Source organism: Mesorhizobium sp. M1396 (genome assembly GCF_040317725.1).
In the GTDB taxonomy this organism is placed as follows: domain Bacteria; phylum Pseudomonadota; class Alphaproteobacteria; order Rhizobiales; family Rhizobiaceae; genus Mesorhizobium.
In genome coordinates, this window is sequence record NZ_JAMYLA010000016.1 from 22,580 (window position 1) to 40,496 (window position 17,917).

The following is a 17,917-nucleotide window of genomic DNA, read 5'->3' on the forward strand; positions in this document are numbered from 1 at the left end:
GGGGGTCCGATGGCCAGACAAGCCAGTAAATCCAGCCTGCTTTTTTCAGGGTCCGACTGGGATTTCAAGACATTGTCGCGGACCTATGACGCGATCGAGGCAATCGCGGTCGAAGAGCTTCATCTCGAAACCTACCCCGTGCAGATGGAGATCATCTCCTCCCAGCAGATGCTCGACGCCTATTCATCGGTCGGCATGCCACTGATGTACCGTCACTGGTCTTTCGGCAAACATTTCCTCCACCAGGACCTGCTTTATCGCAAAGGCGGGCGAGGCCTTGCCTATGAACTGGTCATCAATTCCAATCCTTGCATCGTCTATCTGATGGAGGAAAACACCATGGCCCTGCAGGCCTTGGTGACGGCCCATGCTGCGCTCGGGCACAACCATTTCTTCAAGAACAATCAGTTGTTCAAGCAGTGGACGGACGCCGGGGCGATCCTCGGCTACCTGGACTTCGCAAAGGGCTACATTGTCCGTTGCGAGGAGCGGCACGGCCTCGCCGCCGTCGAAACTATTCTTGATTCTGCCCACGCGCTGATGGCGCAGGGCGTATTCCGCTATCACCGGCCGCCGAAGCTGTCGTCGGAGCGGCAGCGTGAAGGGCTTCGCGAGCGCCTCGAATACGAAGAACACTCCTATAATGATTTGTGGCGCACGCTGCCGCCGTCGCGGCAAACGGCCAACGACAAGGGACACGACGAGCCGGAGCGGAAGAAATCGCTCAACCTGCCCGAGGAAAACCTGCTTTATTTCCTGGAAAAGAACAGCCTGGTCCTGGAGCCTTGGCAGCGTGAGGTGATCAGGATCGTTCGTGTCATAGCACAATATTTTTATCCTCAACGGCAAACACAGGTGATGAACGAGGGCTGCGCCACTTTCGTTCACTATACGCTGATGAACATGCTGTTCGATCGCGGCCAGATCAGCGAAGGTGCCATGCTCGAAATCCTGCGGAACCATTCCAACGTGGTCTTCCAGCCGGCATACGACGATCCGCGCTTTTCCGGCATCAACCCCTACGCTCTCGGCCTCGATATGATGCAGGACATTAAGCGCATCTCGACCGAGCCGACGGCGGAAGACCGGGAATGGTTTCCCGACATCGCCGGCCACGGCGACTGGCTCGAGATCCTGCTCGATGCCTGGGCGGACCACCGCGATGAGTCCTTCATCCGCCAGTATCTCAGTCCGACCTTGATCCGGAAATGGCGGTTCTTTGTGCTCGGTGACGTTGCCGACCAACCGCATTGCCGGGTCGCCTCGATCCATAACGAACGCGGCTATGCCAAGATCCGCGCCGCGCTTGCCCACAGCTACGAGATCGGCGCGAACCAACCGGACATCCAGGTGGTGGACGTCGATCTGCTCGGCGACCGGCATTTGAGACTGCGGCACAAGGTCAATGACGGCATCCTTCTCGAGGATGCCAGCCGCGATGCCACGCTTCGTCACATCCGCAGGCTTTGGGGTTATGAGGTCAGCTTGGCGGCCGTCGACGCTGAGACGGGCGCGGCTATCCACGAACGCTCGACGAGCCAGATCGCGGAATGAGGCTCCATAGCTGCGCTGGTTTTCATGGCGCTAAAAAGTGCGCGGTGGTCCTGCGCGACATGCATTGAACAGGGGCTTGAAGCGCGTCGCCTGTCTTCGTTTCAATGGGATGCGTTTTAAGCGTCGCCGGCTGGCCTGATCCTCAGCCTGGCAATCCGGTTCTTATCGCGCTTCATGACGGTGAAGCGCTTGCCGTGGAAAGTGAAAGCCTGCTTCTCCTCGGGGATCGACTGCGTCTCGTGGATGACGAGCCCGGCAATGGTGGTCGCCTCCTCATCCGGCAGGTTCCAGTCGAGCGCCCGGTTCAGGTCGCGGATCGGCACGGTGCCGTCGACGACGACGGAGCCGTCGGCCTCCTGCTTGACGCCCTGGATGTCTACATCATGCTCGTCCGCGATCTCGCCGACGATCTCCTCGATAATGTCCTCCAGCGTCACCAGCCCTTCGACCTCGCCATATTCGTCGACGACGACGGCGAAATGCGCCTTGCGACGCAGGAAGGCGTTGAGCTGTTCCTGCAATGTCGTGGTGTCGGGCACGAACCACGGTTTCGAGGCGATCTTCATCACGTCGATCCTGGAGAAGTCGTTGCCGACTTCGTTCAAGGCGCGCAGCAGATCCTTGGCGTGCAACACGCCGACGATGTTGTCGAGCGAGCCCTTCCACAGCGGCATGCGGGTGTGCGGGCTCTGCAAGATCTCGCGCACCACCGCCTCCGGCGCATTGTCGGCATTGACGGAGCGCATGTTGGTGCGGTGGACCATGATGTCGGAGACTTCGAGCTCGGCGAGATCGAACAGGCCGCCGACGCGATCGCGATCCTCGCGCACCACCTGGCCGTCGCGACGGAAATCGTCGACCGCGCCGCGCAATTCGTCCTGGGTCGAGCGCTGCGGCTCGATGCGCGACAGCTCATAACCAAAAGCGGCAAGCAGGCGCGTGCGCACGGCAACGACCAGCAGGATGAGGATGGCAAGGACGGCGACGACGATCCAGCCGGTCTCGTTGTTCATTTCAGCCGGCTTTCCTGCTGGCTGGGATGGTTTTCTTTCAGGAACGACAGCACTTCCGACGCTGGAACATCCTTGGCGATGAAGGCCTGGCCGATACCGCGCGTCAGAATGAACGTCAGCGCACCGCGCGACACCTTCTTGTCCTGGGTGATGAAGGCAAGAAGTGCCTCGGCATCCGGCAAATCGCCTGGGATATCGGCCATGCGCCAGGGCAGGCCGACGGCGCGCAGATGCGCCTCGACGCGCGCCGCGTCGTCGGGACTGGCCAGGTTCAGCCGCGACGAGAACCGATGTGCCAGCGCCATGCCGATGGCAACGCCCTCGCCATGGACGAGGCGGGTTCCGTCATACTGGGTGGCGGCTTCCAGTGCGTGGCCGAACGTGTGGCCGAGATTGAGCAGCGCGCGGTCGCCGGTCTCGAACTCGTCGCGGGCAACGACGTCGGCCTTGGCGCGGCAGGCTTCGGCAATGGCCTGCGCCCTCTCCGGTCCGCCGGCAAAAACCTGCACCCAGTTCTCTTCCAGCCAGGTGAAAAATTCCGGCCGGTCGATGAGCCCGTATTTGGCGAGCTCGGCATAGCCGGCGCGGAATTCGCGGATCGGCAGCGTGTCGAGCACTCCGGTGTCGGCCAGCACCAGTTTCGGCTGATGGAAGACGCCGACAAGGTTCTTGCCGCGCGCGCTGTTGATGCCGGTCTTGCCGCCGACCGAGGAATCGACCTGTGCCAGCAGTGAGGTCGGGATCTGCACGAAATTCATGCCGCGCCGCACGATTCCGGCGGCAAAGCCGGCGAGATCGCCGATAACGCCGCCGCCGAAGGCGATGACGATGTCGCCGCGTTCCAGTTTCGCAGCCAGCACGCCGTCGACCACCTCTTCGAGATGGGCAAAGCTCTTGGTCCTCTCGCCGGGCGGCAGCGTGATGACGGCTGGTTGGATGCCGCTCGTTTCGAGGCCGGCCTTCAGCGCATCGAGATGCGCTGCCTCGACATTGGCGTCGGTGATCACAGCGGCGCGGGTACCCGGCAGGCGGCGCGCAATCTCGGCACCGGCGCGCGACAGCAGCCCCGAGCCGATCAGGATGTCGTAGGTCCGGTCGCCAAGGCCCACTTCGACAACAACGGGTTCATCGACGCTCACGATCGCACCTCGCCTGTCGCGGCAGTCTCATCGATGCCGAAATGCCGGCGCAGCGCGTCCACCACCTCGGTCGCGATGACCTCCTTGCGGTCGTCGCGGGTCGGCACGGTGACGTCAGATGTCGCGTAGACCGGATAGCGCTCGCTCACCAGCCGCTCCAGCACGGCGCGAGGATCGGCACTTTTCAACAGCGGCCGGTTCTGCTTCTTGGAGACGCGGTCCATCAAAAGATCGAGTTCGGCTTTCAGCCAAACCGACACGCCTTGCGCGGCGATAGCCTCGCGCGTCTGCGCGTTCATGAAGGCGCCGCCGCCCGTCGACAGCACTTGCGGGCCGTTTTCCAGCACGCGCAGGATGACGCGCTGCTCCAGCGCTCTGAACTCGGTCTCGCCATAGCGCTCGAACAGTTCCGGAACGGTCATGCGCGAGACGCTTTCGATCTCCTGGTCGCTGTCGATGAAGGGCAGCGCCAGCATCGTCGCCACCTTGCGGCCGATCGCCGTCTTGCCGGCGCCCATCAGCCCGACAAAGACGATGGAACGGCCGCCCAGCCGGCCAAGCAGCGCGGCGTGGGTCTCGTCTGGGGGATTTGCTGGCAGCGCGTTCATCGAATGTTTCGAGGGCCCTCTTTGCCGGCGTATCGACATGAAAAGCCCGTTTGCGTCAAGCGTGGCAAGCACCTTGAGCCCGATATGGGCTGGCTGGGTCCGCATCGGAAGTTGCTAACAGGCCTCAGCTTCTTCCTTGAATTGGGCGGATTGGCGTCCCATAAGGGCACAGGGTTTGGAAACGCAGAACAAGAAGACGGGCGAAAATTGATGCCGACACTGTTTCGCTTTGTCGTGATAACAGCGATTCTAGCTGGCATTGCCTATGGTACGATGTTCGCGCTGGTGATGTTCGTGGAGCCCAAGAAGGGGGAAATGAGCGTGCGCATCCCCGCGGAAAAGCTGAACCCCAAGAAAAGTTGAATGAACAGCGCCGCCCGCATCGAAGCCTTTCTGGAAATGATGAGCGCCGAGCGGGGTGCGGCCGAAAACACGCTTTCCTCCTACCGCCGTGACCTCGAAGACGCCTCTAGCGAGATCAATGGCGGGCTCGCCGGCGCGGCGGCCGCCGACATCCGCGCCTATCTCGATGACATCGCCGCGCGCGGCTTTGCCGCCACGTCGCAGGCGCGCAAGCTGTCGGCGATCCGCCAGTTCTTCAAATTCCTCTACGCCGAAGGCCTGCGCGGCGATGACCCGACGGGCACGCTGGACAGCCCGAAAAAAGGCCGCCCGCTGCCCAAGACGATGAGCGAGGCCGATACCGGCCGGCTGATCGACCGCGCGGCACTTGAGGCCGGCGATTCAGGGCTCGGCAACAGTGAGTGGCTGGCGGCACTGCGCCTGCATGCGCTGGTCGAGGTGCTTTATGCCACCGGCCTGCGTGTTTCCGAGTTGGTCGGCCTGCCGGTGACGGTGGCACAGCGTGACGACCGCTTCTTCATGGTGCGCGGCAAAGGTGACAAGGAGCGCATGGTGCCGCTCTCGGTCAAGGCGCGCACGGCAATGAAGACCTGGCTTGCCGCCCGTGCCAAGGTTCCAGCGTTCGCCGACAGTCCGTTCCTTTTCCCGGCCGCATCCGACAGCGGCTATCTCTCGCGCCAGGTCTTCGCCCGCGACCTGAAAGGGCTGGCGGCGAGGGCCGGCATCGCCTCGGCGAAAATCTCGCCGCACGTACTGCGCCATGCTTTCGCCAGCCATCTCCTGCAGAACGGCGCCGATCTCAGGGCCGTGCAGCAGTTGCTCGGCCATGCCGACATATCGACGACACAGATTTACACCCATGTGCTGGAAGAGCGGCTGGTGCGGTTGGTCAACGATCATCATCCGCTTGCCGACTAGGCCTCATATCGCTATGTGAGGACGACGTTTCACCGCCCGGAGCCTTGTATCCAAGGGTTCCGTCAGCCATTGCCTTCCGATGTATCGGTCCGCTCACGCATGTATAATTACCTCGATTTCGAAAAGCCGGTGCAGGACCTCGAGGGCAAGATCCTCGAACTGAAGAAGCTCGCCGAGAATGGCGAGGCGGTCGATGTCGGCGACGAGATCAGCCGTCTTGAGAAGCGCTCCCGCGACGCGCTACGCGACGCCTACAAGGCGCTGACGCCATGGCAGAAGGTGCAGGTCGCGCGCCATCCCGACAGGCCGCATTGCGTCGACTACATAAAGGGCCTGTTCAATGATTTCACGCCGCTGGCCGGCGACCGCAATTTCGGCGAGGACCAGGCGATCGTCGGCGGCTTCGCTCGCTTCCGCGGCGAGCCTGTTGCCATCATCGGCCAGGAAAAGGGTTCCGACACGACCAGCCGCCTGAAACACAATTTCGGCTCGGTGCGGCCGGAAGGCTACCGCAAGGCGGTGCGGCTGATGGAACTCGCCGACCGGTTCAACATCCCGCTACTGACACTGGTCGACACCGCCGGCGCCTATCCCGGCGTCGGCGCCGAGGAGCGCGGCCAGGCGGAAGCCATCGCCCGTTCGACCTCCACATGCCTTAGGCTCAGGGTGCCGTCGATCTCGGTTGTCATCGGCGAGGGCGGTTCGGGCGGCGCCATCGCCATCGCCACCGCCAACCGCGTCTACATGCTCGAACACTCCATCTATTCGGTGATTTCGCCGGAGGGTGCGGCCTCGATCCTGTGGCGCGACACGACGCGATCCAAGGACGCGGCGACGAACATGAAGATCACCGCCCAGGATCTTCTTGAGCTGAAGATCATCGACGCCATCATTCCCGAGCCGCTAGGCGGCGCGCATCGTGGCGCCGAAACCGTGATCGCCGCGACCGGCGACCTCATTGCCAGGACGATGAAGGAATTTGCCGGCGCCAACACCGATTTTCGCGAGCAGCGCCGCGAGAAATACCTGGCAATGGGCCGCAGCCTCTGACCACAGGCAACCTCGCCCGCCACAATTGTGGCGGCGCGGAGCATTTTCGCCACAAAAATGCCGCTGCATTCGGCTCAATGAGACTGCCGCAGGGGGACGCGTCGGCACTTGCGGTAAGGAATTTGTTAGGGTTAACGGGCTTAGGGTCCGTCCACGTTCAGTGCAGTAGCCGGGCATGAATTGCCCTCGCGCCAGAGAAAAGACGATATCCGCAGCCATGTTTGTCAAGCTTGCCCGCACCGGAATCCTGATCGCCGCCCTCGGCGTTGCCGGGTGTAACAATTCGTCGATGAAGGATTTTGCCCCGGAGGCCAACAAGCCGCTGCCCGACAAGATCCTCGCCGACATGAGGGCCAAGGGCATGGTCCGCACCTCGTCGGTGATGGCCCGCATCTTCAAGGAAGAAGGCAAGCTCGAAATCTGGAAGGCCAAGACCAACGGCCGCTACGACATGGTGGCCAGCTACGACATCTGCAAATGGTCGGGCAAGCTCGGGCCGAAATACACCGAAGGCGATCGCCAGGCGCCGGAAGGCTTCTACACGGTGCGCCCGGCGCAAATGAACCCGCGCTCGAACTACCATCTGTCGTTCAACATCGGCTATCCCAACGCCTACGATCGCGCCAATGGCCGCACCGGCTCCAATTTGATGGTGCACGGCGCCTGTTCGTCGTCGGGCTGCTATTCGATGACCGACGCGCAGATCGAGCAGATCTATGCCTTCGGCCGCGACGCCTTCCAGGGCGGCCAGACCGAATTCCAGATCCAGGCGTTTCCGTTCCGCATGACCGCCGCCAACATGGCGCGCTACCGCAACGATCCGAATTACGACTTCTGGAAGATGCTGAAGGTCGGCTACGACAATTTCGAGATCACCAAGGTGCCGCCGAAAGTCGATGTCTGCGAGAAGCGCTACGTCTTCAATCAGGTTGCCGCAGACGGCCAGACATTCGATCCGACCGGTGCCTGCCCGGCGACGACGCAGCCTGACTCGCTGAAAAGCGCCTACAATTCCTACATGAGCACCTACGACGCGGCGTTCAGCGGCGCGGTCAAGGCCAGCGTGCCGGCGCCCAAGCCGACCATCGCCGGCATCAAGGAAGCCAGCATCGTCTCCGACTGGTCCAAGCGCAGGGCGCGCGGCGAACGCGTGCCGATCGACCCGCCGTCGCTCAACAACGACGGCTCGGTCACCGAAACGGCGCGTATGGGCCGTATCGATTCGCCGGCCGGCCGCAAGATGGCTGCCCTCGACGCCGAAAAAGCCGCCAAGCAGAAGGCCGAGGAGCAGAGGCTGGCTGCGATAGAGGCGGCCAAGCAAGCCAAGGAAGCCGCCAAGGCTCAGGCTCTGGCTGAAAAGGAGGCCGAGAAGGCCGCCAAGGAAGCCCCTGTCGCCACCGCGACCATCGCGGCCCCTTCCGAAGCCGCGCCAGTGGCTGAAACGCAAGCGGCGAGTGCCGACGAGAGCCGGGTGACGAAGCTGAAGAACAAGCTGCTCGGTATGTTCGGCGGTTGATGTCACCCGTGGCTGATCGCGCCGTTGTCTATGACCTCAAGGGACTGAACTGCCCCTTGCCCGTGCTCAAGGCGAAGAAGCGCCTTGCCGGCATGCAACCGGGCAGCCGGTTGTGGTTAGAGACCACCGACCCGCTCGCCGTCATCGACATTCCGGTATTCTGTTCCGAAAGCGGCCACCAGTTGATTGAAACGGCGGCGATGTCCGGTGGTCATCGCTTCCTGGTCGAGCGCGGAAAACAGCAATCGTAGAGTTCAACGTCCGGCAATCGCCAGCGGATTGTTTTCCAGCGCCGCGCGGTCGGGCGTATCGATTGACGGCCGGTTGGTGAAAGCGGCGAACAGCCGGCGGATATAGTCTTCCGGCATGTCGAGCGTGATCAGCACCAGCCGCGTGCCCCGCTGGCCATCCGGCCAGGCCGGCAGTTGCACCGGCGGATGCAGGATTTTTTGCACACCATGGATCACCAGCGGCCGCGACGGGTCTTCGCTGAGTTCGATGACGCCCTTCATCCGCAGCAGGCGCTCGCCATGCGTCGAACGCAGCAGGTCGAGAAACATCTCGATGGCTGAAAACGGCACCGGGCCGTCATGCACCAGCGAATAGGAGCGCACACGCGAATCATGGCGGTGGCCGTGGTCATGGCCATGTTCGTGATCATGCCCATCTTGATGATCGTGATGGTGGTCGTGATCGTGCGCCGCTTCGTCGCCGAGCCAGCGCCGCACATCGGCGGATTTGGTGGCGGGATTATAGAGGCCGCAGTCGAACAGCGCCGCCACGCCTGTCCCCGTGTCGGCGGCATCGAACAGTTCGGCGCCCGGATTGATGTGCCGCAGGCGCGCGCGCAGCGTTTCCAATTCGCGGGGGTCGCTGAGCAGATCGGCCTTGCTGAGCACGATACGGTCGGCAACGGCAACCTGCTTGACCGCCTCGACATGGGCATCGAGCGTGGCATTGCCGTTGACCGCATCGACCAGCGTGATGACGCCGTCGAGCCGGAAAGCCTGGACCAGCGCGGGATGCGCCATGATCGACTGCAGCACAGGCGCCGGATCGGCCAGCCCGGTGGTCTCGACGATGACCCTGGCAAGACGGGCGATGCGGCCGGTCTGCAGCCGGTCGACCAGATCGGCCAGCGTATCGACCAGTTCGCCGCGCACCGTGCAGCACAGGCAACCGTCGGAAAGTTGGATGATGCCGTCGGAAGACTGCTCGACCAGCAGATGGTCGATCGCCACCTCGCCGAACTCGTTGATGATGACCGCCGTGTCGGCCAGCGCCGGATCCTTCAACAGCCGGTTGAGCAGCGTCGTCTTGCCGGCTCCGAGGAAACCGGTCAGAACAGAGACTGGGATCGGGAAGCCGCTCATTGATCTCTATCTGCCTGTTTGAGCATGTCTTTTCCGAAAAACGGTATCAAAGTTTCGCTGTCGCGGACCTTCGGTTCGGCATCAGGCTTTAGTTCGCAACCTTGACCGGCTGGTCGCCCTGCGCGGCGGAGCCGGCAATCTTCGGGCCCGCGCCGGTCGGCGCCGGTCTGTCGGGCCGCCAACTCGGAATAGGCACGTCGGCGTATTCTTGGCCGCCCTGGTCGAGGATGGCCTTCGGTGCCGGACCGGTGGCGCCGCCAAGGCCAACGGCTACCAGCGTCGGCACATGGTCGAGCTTTTTCTGATAGGGCGATTTCGGCACGTTCTTGGCAACAACCGGCGGCGCTTCGGATTGTTCCTGCGGCGCCTTCCTCTTGCAGACCTCGTCATGCATGTCGTTGGGCGAGACCAGATCGCCATAGGGCGCCAGCGTGGTGACGGTGGCCGACCCGGCGGTCGGCGTGTCAAAACCCTGGTCGAGCAGTCTCGCAGCGGTCTCGGCACGGGTGACCGCCGATTTCTCGCCAAGCACCACCGCCACCAGCGTGCGCCCGTTGCGGGTCGCCGAACCGATCATGTTGAAGCCGGAGGGGCAGACAAAGCCGGTCTTCATGCCATCGGCGCCGGGATAACGGCCGATCAAAAGATTGTAGTTCGCGATCGCCTTCTTGCCGACGGCAAGCCCTTCTATCGAAAACCAAGACGCATATTGCGGGAACTCGCGGCGGATCGCCATCACCAGGACGGCAAGGTCGCGCGCCGTCGTGTACTGGTCCGGCGAATAGAGCCCGTTCGGATTGACGAAATGCGTGCCGTTCATGCCGAGCCGGGTGGCTTCGGCGTTCATCCGTTCGGCAAAGGCTGCCTGCGAACCGCCGACATTCTCGCCGACGGCCATGGCGATGTCGTTGGCCGATTTGACCAGCATCATCTTCAGCGCGTTGTCGAGCCGCATCACCGAGCCCGGCTTGAAGCCCATCTTGCTTGGCGGCTCGGAAGCGGAATGTTTCGTCACCTTGATCGGCGAATCAAGCTGGACCTCGCCCGCCGCGATCGCCCGAAAGGTCACATAAGCGGTCATCAGCTTGGTCAACGACGCCGGATACCAGCGCTTGAATGCATCCTGATGCTGCAGGATCTGGCCGCTGCCGAGGTCGAACACAACCACCGGATTGGCCAGCGCAGGCCCGGCCAGGACCGACAGCGCTATCGTGCCAGCCGAGAATAGCTTGAGGAAATGCCTGTGCCGCATGATCAAATCCGAAATCGCCTCTTGCCGTAGTCGCCCCTGGCTCCGTAAGATTTCGTTACGCGGTCGCCAGCATGATAGGTCCGACCCTCAAAAACCGGACCGTGCGGTGCTATTTACCCTATGTGACGCCAAGATGGCAAAGTGCCTGGCGATCACAATTGCAAGGCAGCGGCCAACACCCGCCTGTCCCAACAGCGAGATGGAACCATCATGCCAATCCTGAACCGTGCCGCCGAAATGCAGGACGAAGTTGCCGGCTGGCGCCGGCATCTGCACCAGACGCCAGAATTGAACTTCGACGTCTTCAAGACCGCTGCCTTCGTCACCGAAAAGCTGAAGGCCTTCGGCTGCGACGATGTGGTCACCGGCCTTGGCAAGACCGGCGTGGTCGGCATCATCCGCGGCCGCCAGGGCCAAGGCCCCACCATCGGCCTGCGCGCCGACATGGACGCGCTGCCGCTCAACGAGATCACCGGCAAGTCCTACGCCTCGACCATTCCCGGCAAGATGCATGCCTGCGGCCATGACGGCCACACGGCGATGCTTTTGGGTGCCGCGAAATATCTCGCCGAGACGCGCAACTTCACAGGTTCGGTGGCGGTGATCTTCCAGCCGGCCGAGGAAGGTGGCGGCGGCGGCAACGAGATGGTCAAGGACGGCATGATGGACCGTTTCGACATCTCAAAAGTGTTCGGCATGCACAACATGCCAGGCCTGCCTGTCGGGCAATTCGCCATTCGCCCGGGCCCGATCATGGCCGCCACCGCCGAATTCACCATCACCGTGCGCGGCAAGGGCGGCCACGCGGCGATGCCGCACGGCACGATCGACCCGATCGTCATCACCAGCCAGCTGGTCGGCGCCTTGCAGACGATCGCCTCACGCAGCACCGACCCGGTCGAGGCCGTGGTGGTGTCGGTGACCAAATTCCATGCGGGTGACGCCTACAACATCATCCCGGAAACCGCCGAAATCGCCGGCACCGTGCGCACCTTGCGCAAGGAAATCGCCAAGAAGTCCGAAGAGCGCATCCGCACCATTTGCGACGGGCTGGCGACCGCGTTCGGCGCCAAGATCGAGGTCGATTATCAGGCAAATTACCCCGTGACCTTCAACCACGCGGAAGAGACGGTGTTTGCCAGCGACGTCGCGATCGGTGTCGCCGGCGACGCCCATGTCCACCGAGGCATCCAGCCGGTGATGGGCGGCGAGGATTTCTCCTATATGCTGGAAGCCCGCCCTGGCGCCTTCATCTTCATCGGCAATGGCGACACCGCCGGTCTCCACCACCCGGCCTACGACTTCAACGACGAGGTCATCCCGCACGGCATGAGCTATTGGGTGAAGCTGGCGGAAACCGCGCTGGCCGCCTGATGCCTTCAACACCAAGGGCTGGCCGAATTGCGTTCGGCCGGCCTCTTGGCGAAACGATCCGAAGCGGCTATGTGTCTGCCCGCGTGGTCCCGTAGCTCAGTAGGATAGAGCGGCAGATTCCTAATCTGTAGGTCACAGGTTCGATTCCTGTCGGGATCACCATGCTTTTCAATGGCTTAGTGAAGAACCGCCATATTTTTTGCGAAACTAGGCCCGTTGGAGAGGGTGAAACCATCACGCCCTCATGCGCGCATTTGACAATCGTCGGGCCTCGGATGTGAGAGAGAACCCTCGCTTGCGCTGGCATTTTGGCATTCGTATTCTGCATTGGCTAACCGTGATCGCGCTCGCGGCGCAGATAGCCATTGCCTTCGGGCCGATGAACGGGCCGGGTATGGCGACGATGAACTGGCTTCCGCTCCATATGTCGATCGGCGTGACGATCCTTGCCATCATTGTCCTTAGGCTTTGCTGGCGCGTCCTCACCCGGGCTCCTGCCGGGCAAACTTCACAGCCCATACGATTTGCGACTTCATTCTTCCACGTGCTTCTCTACGTCACGATTCTCGCCGTCCTGATAACGGGATGGCTCGGCTACCGGCCAATGCCTTTCATGCCTCCCGCACGGCTTTTCGGATACTTGCCTGTCCCGCCGGCGCCATCCGTCGGAGCGGCAAGGGCTTTCGCGTTCATCCACGCAAAGCTGGTCTGGATACTGCTTGGATTCGTCGGCATTCACATCCTGGCTGCGTTTGTGCATTTCGTGCTGCTTCGCGATGATGTCATGTACACCATGCTCTTTGGACGTTCGGACATCGTTTCGCGCAAAGCGAAAGCGCAGCTTGCTGTCGACGATAGCTCACGCAATCGCCCATAATCCTCCCGCAATGACAGCCGCGTATCGCGCCGCCTTGCCCAAGGCGACGAGAACAACGAACACGCCGAGATTCACCCGTGCCGCGCCTGCCGCGATGGTGAAAGCATCTCCGATTACCGGAAGCCACGCAAACAGCAGCGTCCATTTGCCAAATCGTCGGAAAGTCCGGCTTGCCTGCTCATAACGATCGGGAGTGACCGGAAACCAGGGTCTGAGCCGGAGCGTATCGACGCCACGCCCCACAATCCAGTTCACCACGGAGCCGAGCGTGTTACCAATCGTGGCGACTGTCAGAAGCAGCGCCGGATCACCACGACCCGATGCGATAAGGCCGGCGAGGACCACCTCCGACGAGACCGGCAGGATGGTTGCGGCGAGGAACGCGCTGATGAACAGCGCGCCATAGAGCGTCACCACGCCGGACTATGCCCGCATGTCTACAACGCCCATCATGCCCAGCTGCTCATGCTCGAGGATGTGGCAGTGATACATTCTCGGCCCCGGCCGATCCTGCCGCAACAGCAGCCGCACCGTCTCTCCGCGCGCGACGTTGACGGTGTCTTTCCAGGCGCGATAGGCCGGCTTTGATATCTTGCCGCCGCGCTCGTGCTCGACCACCTGGAACTGCGTCCCATGCACATGGAATGGATGATCCATGTCCGCCTTGTTGACGATCTCCCAGAGTTCGACCTGTCCAGCTTTGCCGACGACGTCGACGCGGTTCATGTCGAAAGCGACGCCGTTGATCAGGAACCCCATCTCCATGCCGGTGGCATTCATGGTCATGGTCTCGGTGAAGACGAAGCGACGGCTGACGCCAGGAATGCCGAGGGCCGCGATTGGCCGCAGCCTGTCGGGCAGTGGCGGGACCGGCTCGGCCGGCGTCTCCGAAACATTGACCGTAAAGAGCGTCAGGCCGGCATCGGCGGGACGTCCAGGACCCATCCAGCCGCGATCGTAGTCGAGCGTGTACAGCGTGACGGGGCCAGGCTTCTCGAAGGAGACAATCAGTTCAAGCCGTTCCGCCGGGCTAAGCAGGATGTCGTCGGCTGCCACTGGCGCCTCCAGCAGACCGCCGTCCGTTCCGATGATCGTCATGGCCGCACCGTCGAAGGAGAGCCGCAAGAAGCGCGCGTTGGTCGCGTTGTAAAACCGGAAGCGCCGCTTCGTGCCGAAAGGGACCGTCAGCACCGGATTCTTCTGCCCGTTGACCAGCACATGGTCGCCGACGCGCCCATTCATCAGGTCGGTCATCGTATTGTCCGGCATCGTGCCATCGGCTGCGAGGCGTAGATCCGTGAACACCAGCACGGTGTCGCCGTAAGCGGCCGGGATCGGATCGGCCTTCGGCTTGACCACGAACGCGCCGGCAAGGCCGCGATAGACCTGCTCGGCCGTCTTGCCGTGCGGATGCGGGTGATACCAGTAGGAACCGGCGCTGCCTTCCGGCAGGTCGAAGCTGTAAGTGCGATCGGTGCCCGTTGCGACCGGGTCCATCGGATTGCCGTCCTGGTCGGCTGGTACCGGCATGCCGTGCCAATGAATGGTGCTCGCCTCGTCCGCAATCCGGTTGGCGAAGGTAATCTCGACCCGGTCGCCCTCGACCGCCTCGATGAGCGGCCCGGGGGAGATACCGTTATAGCCGAGGATCGGCGTGTCCAGCCCTTCTAAAAAACGCACCGTGGTGGACCCAGCCGTCAGCCTCGCCTTGAACAGGCCGGGCGTGCTGGCTTCGTTGGCGAGGCGGGACAAGTCGCGAAGGGCTTCTCCTTCCGGCAGCACGGCTGAGCCTTGCGGCGCGGCGCCCATATCGTGGCCTGCGTGGCCGCCCATATCCACGTCAGGCATGTCGTCCATCTTCATCTGGGCGACGGCACGCTCGCTCACGAGAACCATCGCAAGACCTGCCGCCAGAAAACCGCGTCGATGCATCTGCCGTCTCCCCGATCAGTCCTGGAGCGCCAGGGATGATCCTAAGAAGAAGACTGCCAATACCCGGTCAGGTCAATGCGGCGTTTAGGCCATCTGATCGGCCCAGCATCATGGCCATTGGAAGCTCGTCGGTGATCGAGCAGCCTGCGCAACCATTGCGCCAAAGACCCGCCATGGGCACCGACCGTCAGCGGCTGACGCGAACAGGACCGTCTCAGCCGACCCTGACGACAAAATGCTTCGTCACCGGCTCGATGATCTTCCAGGTTCCCTTGAAATCGGCTTCCACGACGAAGGCGTCGCCGGGGCCCACTTCGACCGGCGTGCCGCCGTCGGGGGTGATGATGATGCGGCCGGCGATCATGTGCACGAACTCGTAGTCGGTGTAGGTCGCGTGATAGGTGCCGGGCGTCGCCTGCCAGGTCCCCGACAACACCTTGCCGTCCTCGGTCGTGTGCTGCACGGCGGTTTTCATGGTCGGCTTGCCCTCGACCACTACCCAGCCGGCCAGATCGCCGGCTTCCGCGTTTTCGACGGCGCCGAATTTGAGGATCGTGCTGCGTGTCATGTCCTTGGCTCCGTCTATGCGTTGTGGGCGTTATTTGCCTGGACGGTCAGATATCCGATGCACCTGCCGCGGGCAATGCCGCCGGCAGTGCCAGGCGCCCGCGCATCCGGTTTGGGCCTAGGGTTTGTGCCGGGCCGAAACCAGCTCGGCCTTGCGCCCTCACCGCGGCCGCCTCGGAGCTGTTCGGCCTGCCGCGCGATGTGGCCGTTGTCGCCGGCACCACGGACGGCTGCGCCTCGTTCCTGGCGACCGATGCTGCGGCCATCGGCGACGGCGTCACGGCGCTGGGATCCTCGCTGACCATCAAGATCCTGTCCGACAAGCCGATTTCGGCGCTTCGCTTCGGCATCTACAGCCATCGGCTCGGCAATGCCTGGCTGGCGGGCGGCGCGTCGAATTCGGGCGGCAAGGTGCTGGCCCAGCATTTTACGCTCGCGCGTATCATCGAACTCAGCGCGGCAATCGACCCGGGGACCACGACCGGCCTCGACTACTACCCGCTCAGCGCCGCTGGCGAGCGCTTCCCGATCGCCGATCCGGCGTTGCCGCCACGCCTCCTGCCCCGGCCAGCGGCGCAAGCGGGCGCAGCCCAATGAAAGCCGGCTCATAAAACTTGGCTTCGAACCGCGAAGCTGGGACCATTTTGTCTCCTTCGGAGAGGTGGCGTGGCGATCCTTTCATGACATGGCGGCATCGGGAAGGCTGCGCCCGGGGACAAAATGCCTGCTGATCAGCCGCGACGACGACCGCACGGCCATCGAGGGCCTGCCTTTTATACTGACCGAGGCCGGCGAAGACGCCGAACTGGTGCTGCTCTCGGCCAGCGGGGGCGACCGCTACGATCTCGACCATTACCGCCGGCTGCTTGGCCCGGCAGCGGCGCGGCGCGTGCCATGCTTCTGCACCAACCCCGACAGGATCATGCTGACGGCGGTCGGCCCCCGCTTCGGCGCCGGCGAGATCGCCGATCTCTACGAAAGCCTTGGCGGCAACGTCATCCGCATCGGCAAGCCCTACAGGGCGATTTTCGACGTGGCCCTGACGCTGGTCGGCGACCCGGAGCGCCGTGGCGTGGTCTGCGTCGGCGACAGCGTCGAGCACGACATATCGGGGGGAAAAAGCGCCGGAATCGCCACCGCGCTGGTGCTAAGTGGAATACTGGCGGACACTTCAGATCTCGCCGCCGTTTTCGACGAACAGCAGGCCTGGCCGGACTATATCACCGAAAGCTTCAGCTTCCGGTGACCGCTTCCAGCATGCGCCGCGCGCTTTCCTCGTCGGTGATCAGGATCGTCGGTGCGATCAGGGTCATGGCGCCCAGCAGCGCCTCGGTCTTCTCCGCACCGCCGGAGGTGAGGATGCGGATCGGCGCCTTGCGCAGACGGTCGACATCCACCGACATCACGTGGCTGTTGACGGGATGGTCGACCAGATCGCCATTGCGGTCGAAGAAATGGAACAGAAGGTCGCCAACGGCGCCACGCGCAAGCAGGGCCTCCCGATCCGCTTCCTTGAGAAAGCCGCCGCGAGAGAAGGTGGTGGCCGAGGCGATGCCGCCGACGCTCAGCAGAACGGCATCGAGCACGTTGGCCATTTCAAAAACCTCCTGCAGGCCGCATCGCTCGACCAGCGCGATCTTGGTCTCGACGCTGTCGACGACGGCCGGCGTCGGGATCAGATAGCCGTCGCCCTGGAAGATTTGGGCGAAGCGCCAGGCGAACTCCGCCGGGTTGTAGCGCCGCACGACGCCGACGCCGCCAAGCAGAGAAATGACCTTGAAGTCGGTGAGCGACTTGGCGCTGATGAAGGGCAGGCTCGAGAACAGCGTCCGGCCCCAGCCCACGCCGACCCGCATGCCGGATTTCATCGTGTCGGACAGGAAACTGCCGGTCTTGGCGCTGATTGCCGGCAATGGATCGGCGTCGGGCGTGGAAAGCGGCGCCACCAGCGCCTGCTGCAGCCCGAACGTCTTTTCCAGCGCGCGCTCCAGCCGCACGATTTCGGACAACTCGCTTTCGATGCTGATCTTGACCTCGTTGCGCGCGCGGGCGTCCGCCAGCATGCGTACGATGGTGACGCGGCCGACCCCGAGCACGTCGGCGATCTCGTTCTGCGTCATCTGCTCGACGAAATACATCCAGGCGGCGCGGATCCTCAGGCGATCCGTCCGGCTTTCGCTGGCGACCTGCTCGGTTGCCTCGCCTCGGCCGTTTTCGCTTTCGCCCTGTCGTCGCCTGCTCACGCTTGTCTCTCCCCCTGCGGCAATGGACGAGCGCGCCGTCGCCGATTCTGCATGCTGGTCTAGTATCGCCTATTGATCTACCAATCGATAGGAACAATGTAGAGGTGATGGCCGCCACCTGTTGGCGGCCATCCGCAG

General features: G+C 63.0%; 17 protein-coding genes, 1 tRNA gene and 2 pseudogenes. 11 read left to right on the forward strand and 9 right to left on the reverse strand.

What is annotated here, in order from left to right; translation table 11 throughout:
• Positions 1 to 9: 9 nt before the first annotated feature.
• Entirely contained in the window at positions 10 to 1,554 is a 1,545-nt protein-coding gene (locus NKH02_RS12755; protein WP_352870731.1) for a SpoVR family protein, read from the forward strand.
• 116 nt (positions 1,555 to 1,670) lie between these two features.
• Here NKH02_RS12755 and NKH02_RS12760 read toward each other — a convergent pair whose 3' ends face one another.
• From NKH02_RS12760 to NKH02_RS12770, 3 genes are read right to left on the reverse strand one after another with little or no spacing between them, the layout of a single operon-like run.
• Positions 1,671 to 2,567, reverse strand: coding sequence for an HlyC/CorC family transporter (locus tag NKH02_RS12760; protein ID WP_352870730.1), 897 nt, complete (start codon positions 2,565 to 2,567; stop codon positions 1,671 to 1,673).
• Positions 2,564 to 3,706 (reverse strand): 3-dehydroquinate synthase, encoded by a 1,143-nt coding sequence (aroB, locus tag NKH02_RS12765; RefSeq protein ID WP_352879140.1) that lies wholly within the window; start codon positions 3,704 to 3,706, stop codon positions 2,564 to 2,566. Before aroB ends, NKH02_RS12760 begins: the two co-directional genes overlap by 4 nt.
• Complete coding sequence (locus NKH02_RS12770; protein ID WP_352870728.1) at positions 3,703 to 4,314, reverse strand: shikimate kinase; 612 nt, start codon at positions 4,312 to 4,314, stop codon at positions 3,703 to 3,705. The genes aroB and NKH02_RS12770 overlap by 4 nt, the downstream gene beginning before the upstream one ends.
• Positions 4,315 to 4,524: 210 nt before the next feature.
• On the opposite strand from NKH02_RS12770, the gene NKH02_RS12775 reads away from it, so the two are divergent.
• The 5 genes from NKH02_RS12775 (at position 4,525) to NKH02_RS12795 (ending at position 8,412) form a co-directional block, all read left to right on the forward strand.
• Positions 4,525 to 4,677, forward strand: coding sequence for a histidine kinase (locus NKH02_RS12775; RefSeq protein ID WP_183454671.1), 153 nt, complete (start codon positions 4,525 to 4,527; stop codon positions 4,675 to 4,677).
• Complete coding sequence (locus NKH02_RS12780; RefSeq protein WP_352879141.1) at positions 4,678 to 5,595, forward strand: site-specific tyrosine recombinase XerD; 918 nt, start codon at positions 4,678 to 4,680, stop codon at positions 5,593 to 5,595.
• Between the two features lie 99 nt (positions 5,596 to 5,694).
• Entirely contained in the window at positions 5,695 to 6,645 is a 951-nt protein-coding gene (locus NKH02_RS12785) for an acetyl-CoA carboxylase carboxyltransferase subunit alpha (protein ID WP_352870726.1), read from the forward strand.
• A 217-nt stretch (positions 6,646 to 6,862) separates the two neighbouring features.
• Positions 6,863 to 8,161 carry a L,D-transpeptidase family protein gene (locus tag NKH02_RS12790; protein WP_352879142.1) on the forward strand — a complete coding sequence of 433 codons (1,299 nt, stop codon included), beginning with the start codon at positions 6,863 to 6,865 and terminating at the stop codon, positions 8,159 to 8,161.
• A complete protein-coding gene (locus NKH02_RS12795) occupies positions 8,161 to 8,412 on the forward strand; it encodes a sulfurtransferase TusA family protein (protein ID WP_502913805.1) in 252 nt (83 codons plus the stop codon). The genes NKH02_RS12790 and NKH02_RS12795 overlap by 1 nt, the downstream gene beginning before the upstream one ends.
• Positions 8,413 to 8,415: 3 nt before the next feature.
• Here NKH02_RS12795 and NKH02_RS12800 read toward each other — a convergent pair whose 3' ends face one another.
• Positions 8,416 to 9,534: a CobW family GTP-binding protein gene (locus tag NKH02_RS12800; RefSeq protein WP_352879144.1), complete on the reverse strand. Its 1,119-nt coding sequence runs from the start codon at positions 9,532 to 9,534 to the stop codon at positions 8,416 to 8,418.
• A gap of 88 nt (positions 9,535 to 9,622) precedes the next feature.
• A complete protein-coding gene (locus tag NKH02_RS12805; RefSeq protein ID WP_352879146.1) occupies positions 9,623 to 10,786 on the reverse strand; it encodes a D-alanyl-D-alanine carboxypeptidase family protein in 1,164 nt (387 codons plus the stop codon).
• A 210-nt stretch (positions 10,787 to 10,996) separates the two neighbouring features.
• Between NKH02_RS12805 and NKH02_RS12810 the strand changes: the two genes are divergently transcribed.
• The 3 genes from NKH02_RS12810 to NKH02_RS12820 all read left to right on the forward strand — a co-directional run bounded on the left by NKH02_RS12810 (position 10,997) and on the right by NKH02_RS12820 (position 13,037).
• The gene (locus NKH02_RS12810; protein WP_352879148.1) at positions 10,997 to 12,160 is read left to right on the forward strand and encodes a M20 aminoacylase family protein; all 1,164 of its coding nucleotides are present in this window, start codon (positions 10,997 to 10,999) and stop codon (positions 12,158 to 12,160) included.
• An 85-nt stretch (positions 12,161 to 12,245) separates the two neighbouring features.
• Positions 12,246 to 12,322, forward strand: a tRNA-Arg gene (locus tag NKH02_RS12815).
• Positions 12,323 to 12,455: 133 nt separating this feature from the next.
• Complete coding sequence (locus NKH02_RS12820; protein ID WP_352879149.1) at positions 12,456 to 13,037, forward strand: cytochrome b; 582 nt, start codon at positions 12,456 to 12,458, stop codon at positions 13,035 to 13,037.
• On the opposite strand, the gene NKH02_RS12825 is transcribed toward NKH02_RS12820, so the two are convergent.
• The 3 genes from NKH02_RS12825 to NKH02_RS12835 form a co-directional block, all read right to left on the reverse strand.
• Positions 13,020 to 13,454: a YqaA family protein gene (locus NKH02_RS12825; RefSeq protein WP_352870719.1), complete on the reverse strand. Its 435-nt coding sequence runs from the start codon at positions 13,452 to 13,454 to the stop codon at positions 13,020 to 13,022. The genes NKH02_RS12820 and NKH02_RS12825 overlap by 18 nt on opposite strands.
• A 6-nt stretch (positions 13,455 to 13,460) precedes the next feature.
• The gene (locus NKH02_RS12830; protein WP_352870718.1) at positions 13,461 to 14,969 is read right to left on the reverse strand and encodes a multicopper oxidase family protein; all 1,509 of its coding nucleotides are present in this window, start codon (positions 14,967 to 14,969) and stop codon (positions 13,461 to 13,463) included.
• 214 nt (positions 14,970 to 15,183) lie between these two features.
• Positions 15,184 to 15,537, reverse strand: coding sequence for a cupin domain-containing protein (locus tag NKH02_RS12835; RefSeq protein WP_352870717.1), 354 nt, complete (start codon positions 15,535 to 15,537; stop codon positions 15,184 to 15,186).
• 158 nt (positions 15,538 to 15,695) lie between these two features.
• On the opposite strand from NKH02_RS12835, the pseudogene NKH02_RS12840 reads away from it, so the two are divergent.
• Together NKH02_RS12840 and NKH02_RS12845 are read left to right on the forward strand one after the other, a co-directional pair.
• Positions 15,696 to 16,118 (forward strand): annotated as a pseudogene (locus NKH02_RS12840) (carbohydrate kinase); the annotation flags it as partial.
• A pseudogene (locus tag NKH02_RS12845) lies at positions 16,114 to 16,782 on the forward strand (TIGR01459 family HAD-type hydrolase); the annotation flags it as partial. The pseudogenes NKH02_RS12840 and NKH02_RS12845, both read left to right, overlap by 5 nt.
• Here the strand turns inward: NKH02_RS12845 and NKH02_RS12850 are convergent.
• Entirely contained in the window at positions 16,769 to 17,779 is a 1,011-nt protein-coding gene (locus NKH02_RS12850; protein WP_352879151.1) for a sugar-binding transcriptional regulator, read from the reverse strand. The pseudogene NKH02_RS12845 and the gene NKH02_RS12850 overlap by 14 nt on opposite strands.
• Positions 17,780 to 17,917 lie beyond the last annotated feature (138 nt).